At 71.4% G+C, this 13,782-nt stretch carries 19 protein-coding genes; 13 read left to right on the top strand and 6 right to left on the bottom strand.

Going from position 1 to position 13,782, the window contains the following annotated elements; translation table 11 throughout:
- The first annotated feature begins 23 nt into the window (after positions 1-23).
- The 9 genes from BUB75_RS29485 (at position 24) to BUB75_RS48580 (ending at position 7,599) form a co-directional block, all read left to right on the top strand.
- Complete coding sequence (locus tag BUB75_RS29485; protein WP_073261310.1) at positions 24-566, top strand: RNA polymerase sigma factor; 543 nt, start codon at positions 24-26, stop codon at positions 564-566.
- Positions 563-1,387: a zf-HC2 domain-containing protein gene (locus BUB75_RS29480; RefSeq protein ID WP_073261309.1), complete on the top strand. Its 825-nt coding sequence runs from the start codon at positions 563-565 to the stop codon at positions 1,385-1,387. The genes BUB75_RS29485 and BUB75_RS29480 overlap by 4 nt, the downstream gene beginning before the upstream one ends.
- Positions 1,384-2,250 (top strand): ATP-binding cassette domain-containing protein, encoded by an 867-nt coding sequence (locus BUB75_RS29475; RefSeq protein ID WP_073261308.1) that lies wholly within the window; start codon positions 1,384-1,386, stop codon positions 2,248-2,250. Before BUB75_RS29480 ends, BUB75_RS29475 begins: the two co-directional genes overlap by 4 nt.
- Positions 2,247-3,806: a hypothetical protein gene (locus BUB75_RS29470; RefSeq protein ID WP_073261307.1), complete on the top strand. Its 1,560-nt coding sequence runs from the start codon at positions 2,247-2,249 to the stop codon at positions 3,804-3,806. Before BUB75_RS29475 ends, BUB75_RS29470 begins: the two co-directional genes overlap by 4 nt.
- Positions 3,800-4,432, top strand: a complete 633-nt coding sequence (locus tag BUB75_RS29465) for a hypothetical protein (protein ID WP_084741872.1) — start codon at positions 3,800-3,802, stop codon at positions 4,430-4,432. Before BUB75_RS29470 ends, BUB75_RS29465 begins: the two co-directional genes overlap by 7 nt.
- 12 nt (positions 4,433-4,444) lie before the next feature.
- Positions 4,445-5,230, top strand: coding sequence for a sulfite exporter TauE/SafE family protein (locus tag BUB75_RS29460; protein ID WP_073261305.1), 786 nt, complete (start codon positions 4,445-4,447; stop codon positions 5,228-5,230).
- A gap of 63 nt (positions 5,231-5,293) precedes the next feature.
- On the top strand, positions 5,294-6,226 hold the full coding sequence (locus tag BUB75_RS29455; protein ID WP_073261303.1) for a MerR family transcriptional regulator: 933 nt from the start codon (positions 5,294-5,296) through the stop codon (positions 6,224-6,226).
- Entirely contained in the window at positions 6,223-6,735 is a 513-nt protein-coding gene (locus BUB75_RS29450) for a DinB family protein (protein WP_073261301.1), read from the top strand. Before BUB75_RS29455 ends, BUB75_RS29450 begins: the two co-directional genes overlap by 4 nt.
- A 423-nt stretch (positions 6,736-7,158) precedes the next feature.
- A complete protein-coding gene (locus BUB75_RS48580) occupies positions 7,159-7,599 on the top strand; it encodes a YkvA family protein (RefSeq protein ID WP_073261299.1) in 441 nt (146 codons plus the stop codon).
- On the opposite strand, the gene BUB75_RS29440 is transcribed toward BUB75_RS48580, so the two are convergent.
- Positions 7,566-7,868 (bottom strand): hypothetical protein, encoded by a 303-nt coding sequence (locus tag BUB75_RS29440; RefSeq protein WP_073261297.1) that lies wholly within the window; start codon positions 7,866-7,868, stop codon positions 7,566-7,568. The two genes, BUB75_RS48580 and BUB75_RS29440, sit on opposite strands and share 34 nt — an antisense overlap.
- 40 nt (positions 7,869-7,908) lie before the next feature.
- Positions 7,909-8,892, bottom strand: a complete 984-nt coding sequence (locus tag BUB75_RS29435; protein WP_073261295.1) for an EamA family transporter — start codon at positions 8,890-8,892, stop codon at positions 7,909-7,911.
- Between the two features lie 37 nt (positions 8,893-8,929).
- On the opposite strand from BUB75_RS29435, the gene BUB75_RS29430 reads away from it, so the two are divergent.
- Entirely contained in the window at positions 8,930-9,469 is a 540-nt protein-coding gene (locus BUB75_RS29430) for a CGNR zinc finger domain-containing protein (protein ID WP_073261293.1), read from the top strand.
- A 20-nt stretch (positions 9,470-9,489) separates the two neighbouring features.
- Positions 9,490-10,053: an NUDIX domain-containing protein gene (locus tag BUB75_RS29425; protein WP_218617832.1), complete on the top strand. Its 564-nt coding sequence runs from the start codon at positions 9,490-9,492 to the stop codon at positions 10,051-10,053.
- On the opposite strand, the gene BUB75_RS29420 is transcribed toward BUB75_RS29425, so the two are convergent.
- The 4 genes from BUB75_RS29420 to BUB75_RS45565 all read right to left on the bottom strand — a co-directional run bounded on the left by BUB75_RS29420 (position 10,007) and on the right by BUB75_RS45565 (position 12,114).
- Positions 10,007-10,450, bottom strand: a complete 444-nt coding sequence (locus BUB75_RS29420) for a TIR domain-containing protein (RefSeq protein WP_073261289.1) — start codon at positions 10,448-10,450, stop codon at positions 10,007-10,009. The genes BUB75_RS29425 and BUB75_RS29420 overlap by 47 nt on opposite strands.
- Before the next feature lie 67 nt (positions 10,451-10,517).
- Positions 10,518-11,159 (bottom strand): helix-turn-helix domain-containing protein, encoded by a 642-nt coding sequence (locus tag BUB75_RS29415; protein ID WP_073261287.1) that lies wholly within the window; start codon positions 11,157-11,159, stop codon positions 10,518-10,520.
- On the bottom strand, positions 11,156-11,905 hold the full coding sequence (locus BUB75_RS29410; protein WP_073261285.1) for a hypothetical protein: 750 nt from the start codon (positions 11,903-11,905) through the stop codon (positions 11,156-11,158). The genes BUB75_RS29415 and BUB75_RS29410 overlap by 4 nt, the downstream gene beginning before the upstream one ends.
- On the bottom strand, positions 11,902-12,114 hold the full coding sequence (locus BUB75_RS45565) for a hypothetical protein (RefSeq protein ID WP_143175474.1): 213 nt from the start codon (positions 12,112-12,114) through the stop codon (positions 11,902-11,904). The genes BUB75_RS29410 and BUB75_RS45565 overlap by 4 nt, the downstream gene beginning before the upstream one ends.
- A 113-nt stretch (positions 12,115-12,227) precedes the next feature.
- Between BUB75_RS45565 and BUB75_RS29405 the strand changes: the two genes are divergently transcribed.
- Together BUB75_RS29405 and BUB75_RS29400 are read left to right on the top strand one after the other, a co-directional pair.
- Entirely contained in the window at positions 12,228-13,307 is a 1,080-nt protein-coding gene (locus tag BUB75_RS29405; RefSeq protein ID WP_073261283.1) for a winged helix DNA-binding domain-containing protein, read from the top strand.
- Positions 13,308-13,347: 40 nt separating this feature from the next.
- Positions 13,348-13,734, top strand: a complete 387-nt coding sequence (locus BUB75_RS29400; protein ID WP_073261282.1) for a nuclear transport factor 2 family protein — start codon at positions 13,348-13,350, stop codon at positions 13,732-13,734.
- Positions 13,735-13,782: the final 48 nt, after the last annotated feature.

Raw genomic sequence — 13,782 nt, 5'->3', positions numbered from 1 at the left:
CCCGGCACGTGCGATGAAGGGGCGTGAGCACTTCGCAGAGCGATGGTGACCTGCTGTCCCGGGTGGCGGCCGGTGATCGCGCTGCGTTCGAGGAGTTCTACCGCCGCCACGCCGGATGGCTGGTGCTGCGCCTGCGACACCGCTGCGCCGACCACGCAGTGGTGGACGACGTCGTCCAGGAGACGTTCCTGGGGATCTGGCGCGGCGGAGCCGCGCGCTACCGCGAACAGGGCGACGTCACCGGCTGGCTGTGGCGCATCGGGTCTCGTCGCCTGGTGGACGCCTTGCGCAGGCAGGGCGCCAAGGAGCGCGTGCGGCAGGTGCTGGCGCGGTTCCGCGGTTCCGCGGAACCATCCGCTGAGGACCTCGTGCTGCGGGGCGTCGAGCACGGTGACCTGGCCGGTGCGCTCGCCCGCCTCTCACCGGAGTTACGGGCCGTGCTCCAGGCGACCGTGCTCGACGGGCTGACGACCGGCGAGGCAGCGATCCTGCTCGGCATCCCGCCCGGAACCGTGAAGACGCGGGCCATGCGCGCCCGACGGCAGCTACGCCAGGAGCTGGCATGAGTTGGCATCTCGCATCGTCTGATCTGGCCGCTTACGCCGCCGGGGAGCTGACCCCACCCGCACTCTGGTCGGTCGAGGCCCACGTGGCGTCCTGCGCGGAGTGCCGTGGCTCGCTCGCGTCGATCGTCGGTCCCGACCTGGTCGACGCCGGGTGGGAGCGGTTGGACGCGTCGCTGGACGCCCCGCGCCCCGGCGTCGTCGAGCGGACGCTGGTGGCGCTCGGCGTTCCGGAGCACACCGGGCGGCTGCTGGCGGCCACACCGGCGCTGAGGGGGTCCTGGCTCACCGCGGTCGCCGTGACACTCCTGCTGGCCGCCCTGCTGGCCCACTACGTCGAACCCGTCGTATTCCTCGCGCTGACACCGCTGCTGCCGCTGATCGGCGTCGCCGTGTCGTTCGGACCCGGCATCGATCCGACCTACGAGACCACCGTCGTCGCGCCGTTCTCCACGTTCCGGCTGCTCCTGTTGCGGTGCGCGGCCGTGCTCTCGGTGAACACCGTCCTGGCCACCGCTGCGAGCCTCTCGATGGCCGAGTACGGCATCCGGGTCGTCGGCTGGTTCCTGCCGTCGCTGGCCCTGACGATCCTGACGCTGCTGCTCACCCCGCGCTTCGGCGCGGTGCCCGCCGCGGCCGTGGTCGGGCTGGGTTGGTTCGGCGCGGTCCTGAGCAGCGGCGGGTTGAACTCCACGTCCTCGGCGCCGTACTCGGTGGCCGGACAGTCCGCCATCGCCGCAGCCGCCGTCGCGGCTGCGCTGGCCCTGCGGCACCAGATCGCCGCGTTCGACCGCGCCCGTCCGACCGTGTGGAGGTCTCGATGACCCTGAGTTCGACCGATGTTGCCGTACGCGCCACCGGCCTCTCTCTCCGGTACGGACGGACGATCGCGCTCAACAACGTCTCGTTCACGCTGGGCGCCGGGGTCACCGGCCTGCTCGGCCCGAACGGAGCGGGCAAGACGACGCTGTTGCGGATCGTCGCGACCGCGGTCAACCCCGACTCGGGCAGCCTGTCGGTGTTCGGGCACGACCCGCTGACCGGGCCGGGCCGCCTGGCCGCCCGGCGCCGGATCGGTTACCTGCCGCAGGACCCCGGTTTCCACCGCTCGTTCACCGCGTTCGAGTTCGTCGACTACGTGGCGATCCTCAAGGAGCTGACCGACCGCCGGCGCCGACACGACGAGGTGCGGCGCGCCCTGGACGCCGTCGGGCTCAGTGCTCGCCGCGGCGACCGGATCCGGACGCTCTCCGGCGGGTCCCGGCAGCGGGTCGCACTCGCGGCCGCGCTGGTCGGGAACCCGGACGTGCTGATCCTGGACGAACCGACCGTCGGCCTCGACCCGGAGCAGCGGATGCGCTTCCGCGAGCTCTTCGCCGACCTCGGCGAGGAACGCACGGTGCTGCTCTCGACCCACCAGACCGAGGACGTCACGTCGCTCTGCCGCGAGGTGATCGTGCTCGACCACGGTGGGGTCCGGTTCAGTGGTCCGCCTGCCGAGCTCACCGGGCTGGCCGACGGCCGGGTCTGGACGAGCGACGCGCGCGCGCCGGGCGCGCTGGCGTCGTGGCGGACCGGCACCGGGATGTTCCGGCACGTCGGGGATCCACCGGTAGGTGCCGAACTGCTGGCGCCGACGCTGGAGGACGGCTACCTGACGCTCGTGGATCTGGCGGCCGCCCAGTGACCGCGCTGCTGGACTCGCCGGTCGAGACGGGGGTCGACCGCGGCCGGGCGATGCGGGCGCTGGCCCGGGTCGAGGCCGTCCGCATGCTGCGTTCGCCGGTGACGATCGCCGCCGCGGTGCTGTTCCTCACGCCGTGGACGTACGGCTGGGTCAGCGGGTCGATCAACCGCTACCCGGTGCTGGCCGACGACGTCGTCACCGCGCAGTTCCTCGCGCTGCTGATCCTCGCCAACGGCGCGCTGGTCACCGCCAACCTCGCCGCGTTGCGCCCATACCGGCACCGGGCCGACGTCCTGTTCGACGTCCTCGTGCTGCCGAAGGCCTGGCGGACCGGAGCGCTCCTGCTGGCGGTGCTGGCGCCGACCGGGCTGGCGCTCGTCCTGACCGGGTTGCGCACCGGCGTCCTCGCGGCGCTGCCCGGCGCGGCCGGTGCGCCTGCCTGGGCGGATGTCCTCACCGGACCGGCCGTCGTCGCGCTGTTCGGGACGCTGGGCGTGCTGCTCGCCGGGGTGACCCGTTCCGCGGTGGTCGCGCCGGTGGTCGCGCTGGTGGTCACGTCCTGTGCGTTCATCGCGCCGGTCGGCGCCGCTTCCGGGTCTCGCGTCCGGCTGCTGCTGCCGATCATCTCGCCGGAGTTCCCGATGCCGGTACCGTCCGACCTGGCGGAGCGGCCGGCCGCGCGTCACCTGCTGTACCTGGTGGGGGTGATCGCGGTGCTGGCGGTGCTCGCGCTGGTGCGGTCGGGCGCGCGTCGGATGTGGGTGGCGGGGGCCCTGGCAGTCATCGTCGCGGTCGGGGGCGCGGCCACCCAGTACCGGACCGACCCCTCGCTGCGGGAGGTCCGGCTGACCGCCACGAACACCCCGAACGCGCTGCAGACCTGCCGGACCGTCGGTGACGTGCGGTACTGCGCGTTCGACGACTTCCGGCCGTGGATCGAGGACTGGGACGCGGTGCTCCGGAGCGTGCGCCGCGCGGTGCCGACAACCGTCGGCCCTCCGCTCGTCGTCCGGCAGCGGGTTCTCGCCGAGGGCTACCCGGAGAGCGGGACCGTGACCAGCCTGGAGGAGGAGCAGGAGCGCGCCGAGGTCGTGGAACGCGCCAACGTGGACGCGGGCACCCCGGAGGCGATCCCGATCGGCACCGAGTGGGGCAACGACCGGTCCGCCGCGGTGTTCGCCGGCGCGGTCGCCTACCGGCTGATGACCGGGCGCTCCTGGCGGGACGGGCTCCCGGTGTGCGGCTCCCGCGGTGCGCTGCTGATCTGGCTCGTCGGTCAGGCGTCGGAGCGAACCGCCGCCGGGCTGCGGGAACTGGACGAAACGAGCTGGAACTCGCTGGTGCTCGGCGACTCCAGCGGTTACGCGATGATCGGCGTCCCGGACCCGGACGCCGCAGCCGGGCTCGCGCTGCTGGACAAACCGGACGCCGCACAGTTGGTGCGGCAGCACTGGGCCGAACTAACCGCACCCAGTACCGACGCCGACCGGTTCGCCGCGCTCGTCGGCGTTCCCGCCGCAGAGCAGCCCCCGGCCGAGGAGCGAACGCAGTGCTGAAGCTGGCGCTGGCCGCGGCGTGGCCGACCGTGCGGGCGGCTCGCACCGGGCCGTTCCTGCTCGCAGCCGCCGCGGGGCTCGTCCTGCTGGCCGTGCCCGCGGTGCTGACCACCGCACTCGACCCCGACTCGCTGACGCTGCAACTCCGGCTGGCCGCCGTCTGTGCCGGGGTCGGCGCGGTGTTCCTGCTCGACGACCCGGCAAAACCCACAACAGTGGTGGTTCCCGGACGAGCCTGGGTCACCACCGCACTCCGGGTCGGCCTCGCGCTCGTCGGCGCCGCGGTCTGGTGGGTGGCGGCGCTGGGCATCGTGCTGGTCGGTGCCGAGAACGGCGCAGGCGACCTGCTGCAACTCCCCGGCACCACGCTCGAGGCCGCGACGATCGTCGTCCTGGCGCTCGCGCTCGCAGTGGCCGGGTACCGGCTGGCCGATCGCGGCGTCGCCAGCCCGATCACCGGCCCGACGCTGCTCGTCGTCGTCGGTGGGGGTGCGCTGTTGCCGCCAGGACTGGCCCTGTTCGTCGGGGTCACCGACCCGCGCTGGGCCGCCGCGCACGACCGCTGGGGGTTCGTGCTGGCCGGCGCGGGCGCGGCGCTGCTGATCGGGGCCGTCGTTCGTCGGTAGTGTTCCGGCGCGATGGACACCGTCGGCATCACCGCGTTCGCCGCCGGACTGGTCATCGCGATCGTGACGGCGCCGGTCGGAGTCTCCGGCGCGGTGTTCCTGCTGCCGGTGCAGCTGTCCGTGCTCCAGGTGCCCAACCCGGCGGTGACGCCGACGAACCTGCTGTTCAACGTGGTCGCCGGGCCGGGGGCCCTGTGGCGGTACGCGCGCTCGGGTCAGCTCGCGGGCCCGCTGACCCGCCAGTTGGTGGCGGGGACGGTTCCCGGCGTGGTGCTGGGGGCGGTCGTCCGGGTGTTCCTGCTCCCCGGCGCGGTCGTCTTCCGGCTCGTCGCCGGGTGCGTGCTGCTCCCGTTGGGCGTCTGGTTGGTCATTCGGACGCTACGCGCGAACCGCCGCCCGGCGAACCGGACACCGTGGGCGGCGTCGACGGTGACCGGGCTGGCGTTGGTGATCGGCGTCGTCGGCGGGATCTACGGCATCGGCGGCGGTTCGATCCTCGGGCCGATCCTGGTCGGCCGGGGCCACCCGGTCGCGGTGGTGGCACCGGCCGCGCTGGCCTCGACGTTCGCGGCGTCGATCTGCGGCGCGACGGCGTACGCGGTGCTCTCCCTGTTCACCGGCGGCTCGATCGCCCCGGACTGGACGCTGGGGCTGCTGGCGGGCCTCGGTGGGCTGGTCGGCGGGTACCTCGGCGCCCGGCTGCAACGCCGCCTGCCGGAAACCGGTCTGCGCCTGCTGCTCGGCGCGATCGCGGCGGTGATCGGTGCCCTATACCTGGTGCAGGGGGCAACCATTTAGGCTCCTCGAAGCTCGTGAACCGGCGCTTGCGCCTCCCCCGAGGGGAGGCGCCACGCTGAGGTCGTGACGCGCTACTCGATCGGTGACCTGGCCCGACGCACCGGGCTCACGGTCAAGGCGATCCGCTTCTACGCCGACCGCGGCATCGTGCCACCGTCCGGCCGGAACGCGGCCGGCCACCGCGTCTACGACGAGGACGCCGCTGCCCGCCTTCGCCTGGTGCGGAGCCTGCGTGACCTCGGCGTCGACCTGGCCACGATTCGCCGGATCCTCGAACGCGACGTCACGCTGGCCGACGTCGCGTCCCGCCATGCCGACGCGCTCGACGTCCAGATCCGCGCACTCCGCTTCCGCCGCGCCGTGCTCACCGCGATCGCGGCGCACGGACCCGACATCGAGGAGATCAGCATGGTGCAGCGTCTCGCCACCCTGTCCGAGGACGAACGACGTCGGCTCGTCGACGAGTTCCTCACCGCGACGTTCGACGGCTTGGAGCGCACCGACCCGGCTTTTGTCGGGATCCGCCGCTCGCTGACCCCCACGTTGCCGGACGACGCCGACCCGGCCGTCGTCGACGCCTGGATCGAGCTCGTGGAGCTGGCGCAGGACCCCGAGTTCCGCGCCTCGATGCGCCGGCTGGCCGAACAGCACGCCGCCGACCGTGAGCCGGGCACCGTTCCGCGGCCGGAGGCGGTGGCCGTGGTCCGTGCACATCTCCCGGCCGGCACCACCGCAACACCACCGTCCTCGCCGGCCGCCGCCCGGGTAGTGACCACCGTCGCGGGGGCGTACGCACGCGTCACCGGCGAACCGGACACCCCCGCGCTGCGGAAACGCCTGCGCGCCCGCTTGGAGCTCGCGAACGACCCGCGGCGCGAGCGCTACGAATCGCTGCTCGCAACGGTCAACGGCTGGCCGCCGAACGACCCGGTCGAGCCGACGCTCACCTGGTGCATCCAGGCGCTCCGGGCCCACCCCGGAACAATGACAGGGTGACGCTGCCACCGTTCGTCTCGCCGACCGACCCCGCCGCGGGCCGGGCCGATCTGTTCCTGCGCTACCTGGACTACTACCGGGAGAGCGCGCTGGCCAAGGCGTCGGCATTGCCCGAGGACGCGCTGCGGTCCAGCCTGCTTCCGTCCGGGTGGACGCCGCTGGAGCTGCTGAAGCACCTGCGGTACGTGGAGTTGCGCTGGATCGAGTGGGGCTTCGAGGGCACGGCCGTCCCGGAGCCCTGGGGTGACCGCCGCGACGACCGCTGGTACGTCGCCCCTACCGAGACCGTCGACGAGGTGGCTGCGGAACTCCGTGCCCAGGGCGCCCACACCCGCGCGGTCGTCGAGGGGCACGACCTGGCGGCCGTGGGTGCTCCCGGGCCGCGCTGGGACGGCGCTCCCCCCGCGACCCTGGAGCGCGTCCTGTTCCACCTGCTGCAGGAGTACGCGCGGCACGTCGGCCACCTCGACATCGTCGCCGAGTTGTCCGGCGGGCCGACCGGGGAATGAGCGTGGTTAGGTCTCGGTATGCCTTCCGCCGATGACGTCGTGTCCGCGCTGAGGCCGGCGCAGCCGAGGCTCGGGTGGATCGATGCGGCGTACTCCGCCTGCCTCGCCTCACGGTTGTGGCGGTTTCCGTGCCAGGACACGGAAACCGCCGCAACGACAACCCGCGCGACGCGGAAACGGCCACATCCATCTGGTGGGGAGCGGCGCCCGCCCCGGGAGAGTTCGTGGTGTGAGGCGAGCCCAGGCCGGGTCAGCGCGGACCGGGGCGGCCGTTCTGCAACAGCCACGAGTAGCGAGCCTCAGATCGCATCGTTCCGGGCGCCGGGGTAGTCCGCTCCTGCGGGCCTGCCAGGGCTGGAGCGATCCGCATCCGTCGTCGAGGATGGCACCTGCAGCAGGCACATCGGCCGTGGCGGAGAGACAATGCGCCTACTACTCGCAGTCGTCGGCGGGCTGCTGCTCGTCTGGCTGATGCTGCTCGGCGCGCTGTGGCTCGCCGGACGTCGCGGAGACCCGGTCACGCTCCGAGAAACCGTGCGCCTGCTGCCGGACGTCGTCCGCCTGCTGCGCCGGCTGTCCGCCGACCGCACGCTCGGCCCGGGCATCCGGGTACGGCTCCTCTTGCTCCTGGGTTACCTGCTGATCCCGATCGATCTGGTGCCCGACTTCATCCCGGTGATCGGGTACGCCGACGACGCGGTGGTCGTCGCGCTGGCGCTGCGGTCGGTGGCGCGGGCCGCGGGACCGGACGCGCTGGCCCGCCACTGGCCGGGCGGCGCGACCGGCCTGGCCACGCTCCATCGGCTATGCGGGCTGCCGCCGCCCGAAGGTCACTCTCCCTCGGGCTCCCAGAGCGGCAGCTGACGCGGCCCGGTGGTGCCGACCGTGCTGTACTGCCCGCTCTGCAGGCACCGCGCGCACGTCACTGGATCGTCGGTCGGTACCAACGCGTCCAGCTCGAACCCGGCCACGCCCACCCGGCAGGCCGGTGCGGGCACCCGGATCTCCCCCAGCCACCGCTCGGGGTGGACGGCGTGCACGACGGACGACCCGCGGACCCGCCCGTTCCGCCCGACGAACCGCTCCACGACCTGGGCGGCGACGCTGGCGAACGCCTCCACGACCGATGTCATGCCCTCCGGTGTACCACCCGGCTCCGACAATTCATCCCGCTCAAGCTGCGATCTTCGTCGGAGTGACGTCGTCGACGACCGGCGGAGCGTCGTCCGCCGCTCCTTCGGTCGCCCGGACCAGCGCGACACCGACCAGCACGACCAGCCCACCGATCAGCTGCGTCACACCCGGGACCTGGCCGACCGACAGGGCGGCGAACAAGACCGCGAACAGGACCTCGGTCAGCCCCACGAACGAGGCCACGGTCGCTCCGAGCAGCCGCGCCGCCCCGACGCCTGCCGTGTACGCGATCGCGGCCGCCACCACCGACAGCCCCAGCACCGGCACCAGCCAGCTCATGCGCTGGCCGAACAGCTCGACGTCGCTGCTCGCCGCATGCACCGGCAGCGCACCGACCAGCGCGAACGCGCCGAGCGTCAGCGAACCGACGACCATGCCGCCCCAGGCGACGACGAGCGGCGGCACCGCGTCGTCCTGGCGGGCCGAGAGCACGAAGTAGACCGCCAGCCCGGTGCCGGCGAGCAGCCCCCAGATCACCCCGACGGCGTCCAGGCCACCGGACGGATCGAGCACCAACACGAGCCCGCCGATCGCGGCCGCCACACCCAGCAGCGTCAACCAGCGCGGACGCCGCCGGTGGCGCACCCACATCCAGAGCACGACCAGCACGATGCCCATGTACTCCAGCAGCAGCGCGACCCCCACGTCGAGCCGCTGCACGGCGTTGAAGAAGAACAGCTGACAGCCGGCCACCGCCACCGCGCCGTACAGCGCGACAACGCCGAAGCTCGACCGGAGCGCGCGCCATCGGCCCCGCAGTTGCCACAGCGCCGGGACGGTCAGGATCAGGGCAGCGAGCGAGATCCGGGTGGTCACCACCGCGCCGGACGTCCACCCGGACGACATCAGCGCATCGCCGAAGCTGCCGGACGTACCGAACGCCGTCGCGGAGATCAGCGCCAGGCCGAGCCCGACCGCTCCGCGTCGCTGCCCAGCGTAAGAGGCAATCCTCGTTACACTCATGACGCGAACCTAGGAGCCGAGCCGGTAAGGAGTCAAGATGCTTTTTGCTCATGACACCGAGGCTTCTCTGATGGCGGCCGCCGAGCTGGTGAACACCGCGCACGAAACGCCGGATGCGCTCGCCCGCCCCGCCGACGTCGTGGCGTTCGTCGAACGGTGGAGCTACACCGGCCGGGTCGCCGGCGACCAGGCGGAGTTCGATGCGGTCCGCGCGGTGCGGCCGCGGTTGAAGCGGCTCTGGCACGCCGACCGCGACGAGGTCGTCGTCGAGACCAACGCGATGCTGCGGGAGACCGGCGCGCTGCCGCAGCTGGTCCGGCACGACACCTGGGACTACCACCTGCACGCGATCTCGGCCGAGGCCGACCTGGCGGTCCGGATCCTGGTCGAGACCGGAATGGCGATGGTGGACGTCGTCCGCATGGACGAGCTGGGACGGCTCCGGATCTGCGCCGCCGACGACTGCGACGACGTCCTGATCGACCTCTCCAAGAATCGGTCGCGCCGGTTCTGCGACAGCGGGTGCGGAAATCGCACGAACGTGGCGGCGTATCGCGCACGCAAGGCGGCTCGATGACCGGGCCTACCCTGGCTCACGTGGCAACAGAATCAGAGCCGACGGCTCTGGAGTGGGAGTCCTATCTCGGCGAAGGCCCGATCAAACTGCCGCGTAAACGGGTCACCGCCGACCTGGTGGTCCGCGACGTGGCCGGTCGGATCCTGCTCGTCGATCCGCACTACAAACTCGGCTGGGACGTTCCGGGCGGCATGGTCGAGGTGAACGAGGCGCCGCATGCCGCCGCCGCCCGCGAGATGCGCGAGGAGTTAGGGCTCGACCTGGTGCCCGGCCGGCTGCTGGTCGTCGACTGGATGCCGCCGCACGAGCCGTGGGACGACGTCCTCGCGTTCGTCTTCGACGGCGGAACCCTCACCGAAGCCGAGGCCGCACGCATCCGGGTGGTGGACGGCGAGGTCACCGCCTATCGGTTCTGCGAGCGGGTGGAGGCCCGGAAGCGGCTGCTGCCGTTGGTCGCGGCCCGGATCGACGCTGCGCTGGAGGCGCTACGCACCGACACGATCAGCTACCTCCACCGCGGACAACCGGTGGGTGAGTTCAGTGAACCTCCCGGGGGCCGAGGCGCAGCAGATGGCTGCGGATGATCGAGCACGGCGCTCCGAGCGCCGCCGCATAGTTCCCGTTGCTGTGCGCAGCGAACGTCACGACGGTGATGCCCCCGAGGTCGGTGGGGAGCACCGGCGGGTTATTACGGTCACACAAGAGAATCGTGCGTTCCCGCCCGACGATGCCGATGCTCATTCCGATCTCGAGCAGCAGATTGTTGCGCATCGCCGCCATCTGCCTACCCCGCGACCTGACTTGATCGTCCGCAGTCATGATGATGAGGCAGAAGTCGGATTTCCGCAGCCAATCTTCGATGTGACCGATGATTATCTGCGAGAGCGCCGACGGCGCCTGTCTCCAGGTTGCGACTTCGCAATCGTCGTCCAGGTTGATCTGGGCGGCGCGCGCCAGATCGTCCCCTTCGAGAGAAGCCATTATCGCCAAGGATGGTCGATCCACCGGACTTCCTTTCGATCGTCGTGAGTGGCGTTGGCAGCGCGCCTTACTCGCGCCACGCCTCGAAGAGCGCCTTGATGCGGGAGGGCGAGTTGTTCGGGATGTTCAGCTTGCGCGCGATCGCCTGACGCCGGTAGTGAATGCCCTGAACCGAGTACCCGAAGTCTTTCGCGATCTGCTTCACGGGCCGGTTGTCCAGCTCCGCTTCCAGCAGCGCGATGTCCCGCGAGCTGAGCCGTCCGGGTCCGGCTATTCGCGCGGTGAGCCTCAGCTGTGATTGCAGTCCCGGCCCGACCCAGGTGACGCCGCCGAGCGCGCCGTCCAACGCGGGTATCAGGTGGCCGCGGATGTTCTCGCTCAGCAGGAACGCGCTGACGCCGCGGGCAGCCGCAGCGGCGACAAACGCGTCCACCTCGATGTTGACCAGGATCACGACCGGGGTGGGGCGCGGTGAGGCTCGCCGGACCTCGTCGAGTTGCAGCAACCCGCCCACGCGGTTGTCCCAAACAACGGCGGACGGCCGTTCGTTCGTCACCGCGGTCACGGCGTCCTCGGCTGTAGCGACGTCCTTCTGGACCGCGTAGCGGGCGCTCCGCTCCAGCACGACGCGGATCCACGCCATCACGTCCGGATCGCCTGTGACGGCGATGACCTGAGCCTTCGCGGAATCTTCCGATCCGAGCCTCACCGAACGGACGCTCTCTGCGCGACCGGCTCCGCGGTGTCGAGGTCGGTGGCGTTGAGCTCGTGCAGGCCGTGTCGTAGATCTACGAGCGCCTCGGCGCCGATGAGCTCCACCCGTTCGATCGAGAACGCCGCCACGGTCGGCTCGGTCGCCAGATACTCGCCCGCGACCGCCGACCGACAGATCATCGAGTTCAGCGCTCCAGCGGTCTCCTCGTGGAGCCGTCGGGACGAGTGGTAGCGAGCCGCCTCGGCGTGCTGCAGTTGCCTCGCGAGAGTCCACCGTGCGGCCCACCAGAAACACGCGGTCGTCAGCGCGTAGATCACGACGACCGCCGCCATCGCGAACGAACTCGGCTGGACGGATATCGCCTTGATCGTGAGAGCGGCGCCCGCCCCGAGCGGGATCGCCGCGATCAGCGCTGCCGCGTATCGCCGCGGGCCGACGGTTGCTCCCACGACCCGATAGAGCGCGACCCAGACATGGATCGCCGGAATGAATTGGGGTATCGAGTCGTGGATGGAGATCGCGCCGAGTACGGTGGCGCCGGCACTGACGACGATCAGCGTCAGGAACGGAGAGCGGTGCCAGGCCAGCGCCGCGTAGGTCGGCAGCGCGATGGCCAGCACGACCAGGGTTCCCGCGGTCAGGTCGAGCAGCTCAGGAATATCGTTCCGATTCCAGAAGAAGATGAGGTCGACGAACAGGATCAGCAGAGCGAATGCCGCAGAGCGCCAGGAGACCCTCACCGCTCGGCCTTCCCAGCGGCAGCGGCCGTAATCTTCGTGTCGTCGGATTTCAGTGGCACGATGGCGTCGCAAATGATGCCGACGCATTTCGAAGATTCGCCGGCAACCGCGTCGACTTGGCCGGCGCCGGCGGTACCGACAAAGCCTGCGACGGTGAGCGCGGAAAAGAGTCCGATGGCCGAGAAACCGGCCAGGTGTTGTGATCGCATAGGCACACTGAACCCAGGTCCGGTGAAAGGAACCAGCAAATGGGCGGCGCGTCGCGCGATTCTGTAGTTTGCTCTAGGCCGGATGGACTCGGGGCGCCCGGACGGTGGTGAGCATGGGACGGTTGCTGACCACGCGAGAGCTCGGTCGCACCACGTTGGCCCGCCAACTGCTGCTCGAGCGGGCCGCCGTGCCGGTCGTCCCCGCGGTGCACACGTTGTTCGGGCTCAACGCGCAGGGGCCGAACCTGCCGTACCTGGCGCTGTGGAGTCGGCTGGCGCCGTTCGCGGTCCCCGACCTCACGGCGGCGATCACCGACGGCAGGCTGGTGCGGTCGACGCTGATCCGCGCCACCCAACACCTGATGACCGCGTCCGACTTCGCGTTACTACGGCCGTTGCTCGGCCCGCTGCTCCGCCGCGTCCAGCGGAACGCGTTCGGCAAACGCACGCAGGGCGTCGACCTGGACGTCCTGATGTCGGACGCCAGGGAGCTGCTCGCCGACGGGCAGGTGCTCACCCGCCCGCAGCTCGGCCGCCTGCTGGCCGAGCGTCACCCCGGCACCGACGCCACGGCCCTGGGCTGGACCGTGCAGTACCTGGTACCGCTGATCCACCCGGCGCCCAGCGGTACCTGGAACGTCTACGGCGCCACCCCGTTCGCCCTACCGGCGTCCCACCGGGAGCCGACCGTGGACGATGCCGCCGAGGTCGTCCGGCGCTACCTCGCCGCGTTCGGGCCGGCGACGATCGCCGACGCCCGCGCGTGGTCGGGCATCAGCGGGCTCCGCGAGGTGTTCGCGGCGATGCGCCCGGAACTCCGCACGTACACCGACGAGTCCGGGCGCGAACTGTTCGACGTCCCGGACGCGGAGCTGACCGATCCGGACGCCCCCGCGCCGGTGCGGTTCCTCCCCGAGTTCGACGCGCCGCTGCTCGCGTTCGCCGACCGCACCCGCGTGATGACCGACGCGGTGCGCGCAGAAGTCTGCAACGGCGCGGCCGTCGCTGCCACGGTGCTGGTCGACGGAACAGTCGCGGCGACCTGGGAGCTACGCGAGGCCGTTCTCACCGTGCGGCCGTTCCGCCCGCTGCCGGTCGGTGCGCGTCAGGAGATCGAGGCCGAGGGCGCGCGTCTGCACACGTTCCTCAGCCCGGACGCCGCTGAGCGAGACGTTCGGGTGCTCTACCCGTGAGGCTGCCGCCAGCGTGGTGCAGGCTGATAGGAAGGTCGTCATGGAAGCGTTTCGCAAGGCCGTCGAGTCCGGTGACGCCGCAGCTCTGGAAGCCCTCCTCAGCGACGACGTCGTGTTCAACAGCCCGGTCGCGTACAAGCCCTACCCCGGCAAGCCGCTCACCGCGGCCGTTCTGCGAGCCGCGCTGCGCGTCTTCAAAGACTTCCGGTATGTACGAGAGATCTCCGACGGCCAGAACCACGCGCTGGTGTTCCGCGCGACCGTGAACGGCAAGGAGGTCAACGGCTGCGACTTCCTGCACGTCGACGACAACGGGCTGATCGACGAGCTGACGGTCATGGTCCGTCCGATGTCCGGCGTGCAGGCGCTGGGCGAGGCGATGGGCGCCGAGTTCGAGCGCGTCCAGCGCGAGGCCGCAGCCGGCTGACCTAGCCGACGGCCAGCCCCAGCACGAGCGACCCCACGGCCAGAGCCA

The sequence above is a fragment of the Cryptosporangium aurantiacum genome (assembly GCF_900143005.1).
GTDB lineage: Bacteria > Actinomycetota > Actinomycetes > Mycobacteriales > Cryptosporangiaceae > Cryptosporangium > Cryptosporangium aurantiacum.
The sequence above is the reverse complement of the archived record's forward strand: the minus strand, read 5'-3'. Positions and strand labels throughout refer to the sequence as shown.

Bases quoted from the DNA above. Each gene is read 5' to 3' on its own strand.
- BUB75_RS29480 (WP_073261309.1), top strand. From the start codon at position 563: ATGAGTTGGCATCTCGCATCGTCTGATCTGGCCGCTTACGCCGCCGGG.
- BUB75_RS29475 (WP_073261308.1), top strand. From the start codon at position 1,384: ATGACCCTGAGTTCGACCGATGTTGCCGTACGCGCCACCGGCCTCTCT.
- BUB75_RS29460 (WP_073261305.1), top strand. From the start codon at position 4,445: ATGGACACCGTCGGCATCACCGCGTTCGCCGCCGGACTGGTCATCGCG.
- BUB75_RS48580 (WP_073261299.1), top strand. From the start codon at position 7,159: ATGCGCCTACTACTCGCAGTCGTCGGCGGGCTGCTGCTCGTCTGGCTG.
- BUB75_RS29440 (WP_073261297.1), bottom strand. From the start codon at position 7,868: ATGACATCGGTCGTGGAGGCGTTCGCCAGCGTCGCCGCCCAGGTCGTG.
- BUB75_RS29435 (WP_073261295.1), bottom strand. From the start codon at position 8,892: ATGAGTGTAACGAGGATTGCCTCTTACGCTGGGCAGCGACGCGGAGCG.
- BUB75_RS29430 (WP_073261293.1), top strand. From the start codon at position 8,930: ATGCTTTTTGCTCATGACACCGAGGCTTCTCTGATGGCGGCCGCCGAG.
- BUB75_RS29420 (WP_073261289.1), bottom strand. From the start codon at position 10,450: ATGGCTTCTCTCGAAGGGGACGATCTGGCGCGCGCCGCCCAGATCAAC.
- BUB75_RS45565 (WP_143175474.1), bottom strand. From the start codon at position 12,114: ATGCGATCACAACACCTGGCCGGTTTCTCGGCCATCGGACTCTTTTCC.
- BUB75_RS29405 (WP_073261283.1), top strand. From the start codon at position 12,228: ATGGGACGGTTGCTGACCACGCGAGAGCTCGGTCGCACCACGTTGGCC.
- BUB75_RS29400 (WP_073261282.1), top strand. From the start codon at position 13,348: ATGGAAGCGTTTCGCAAGGCCGTCGAGTCCGGTGACGCCGCAGCTCTG.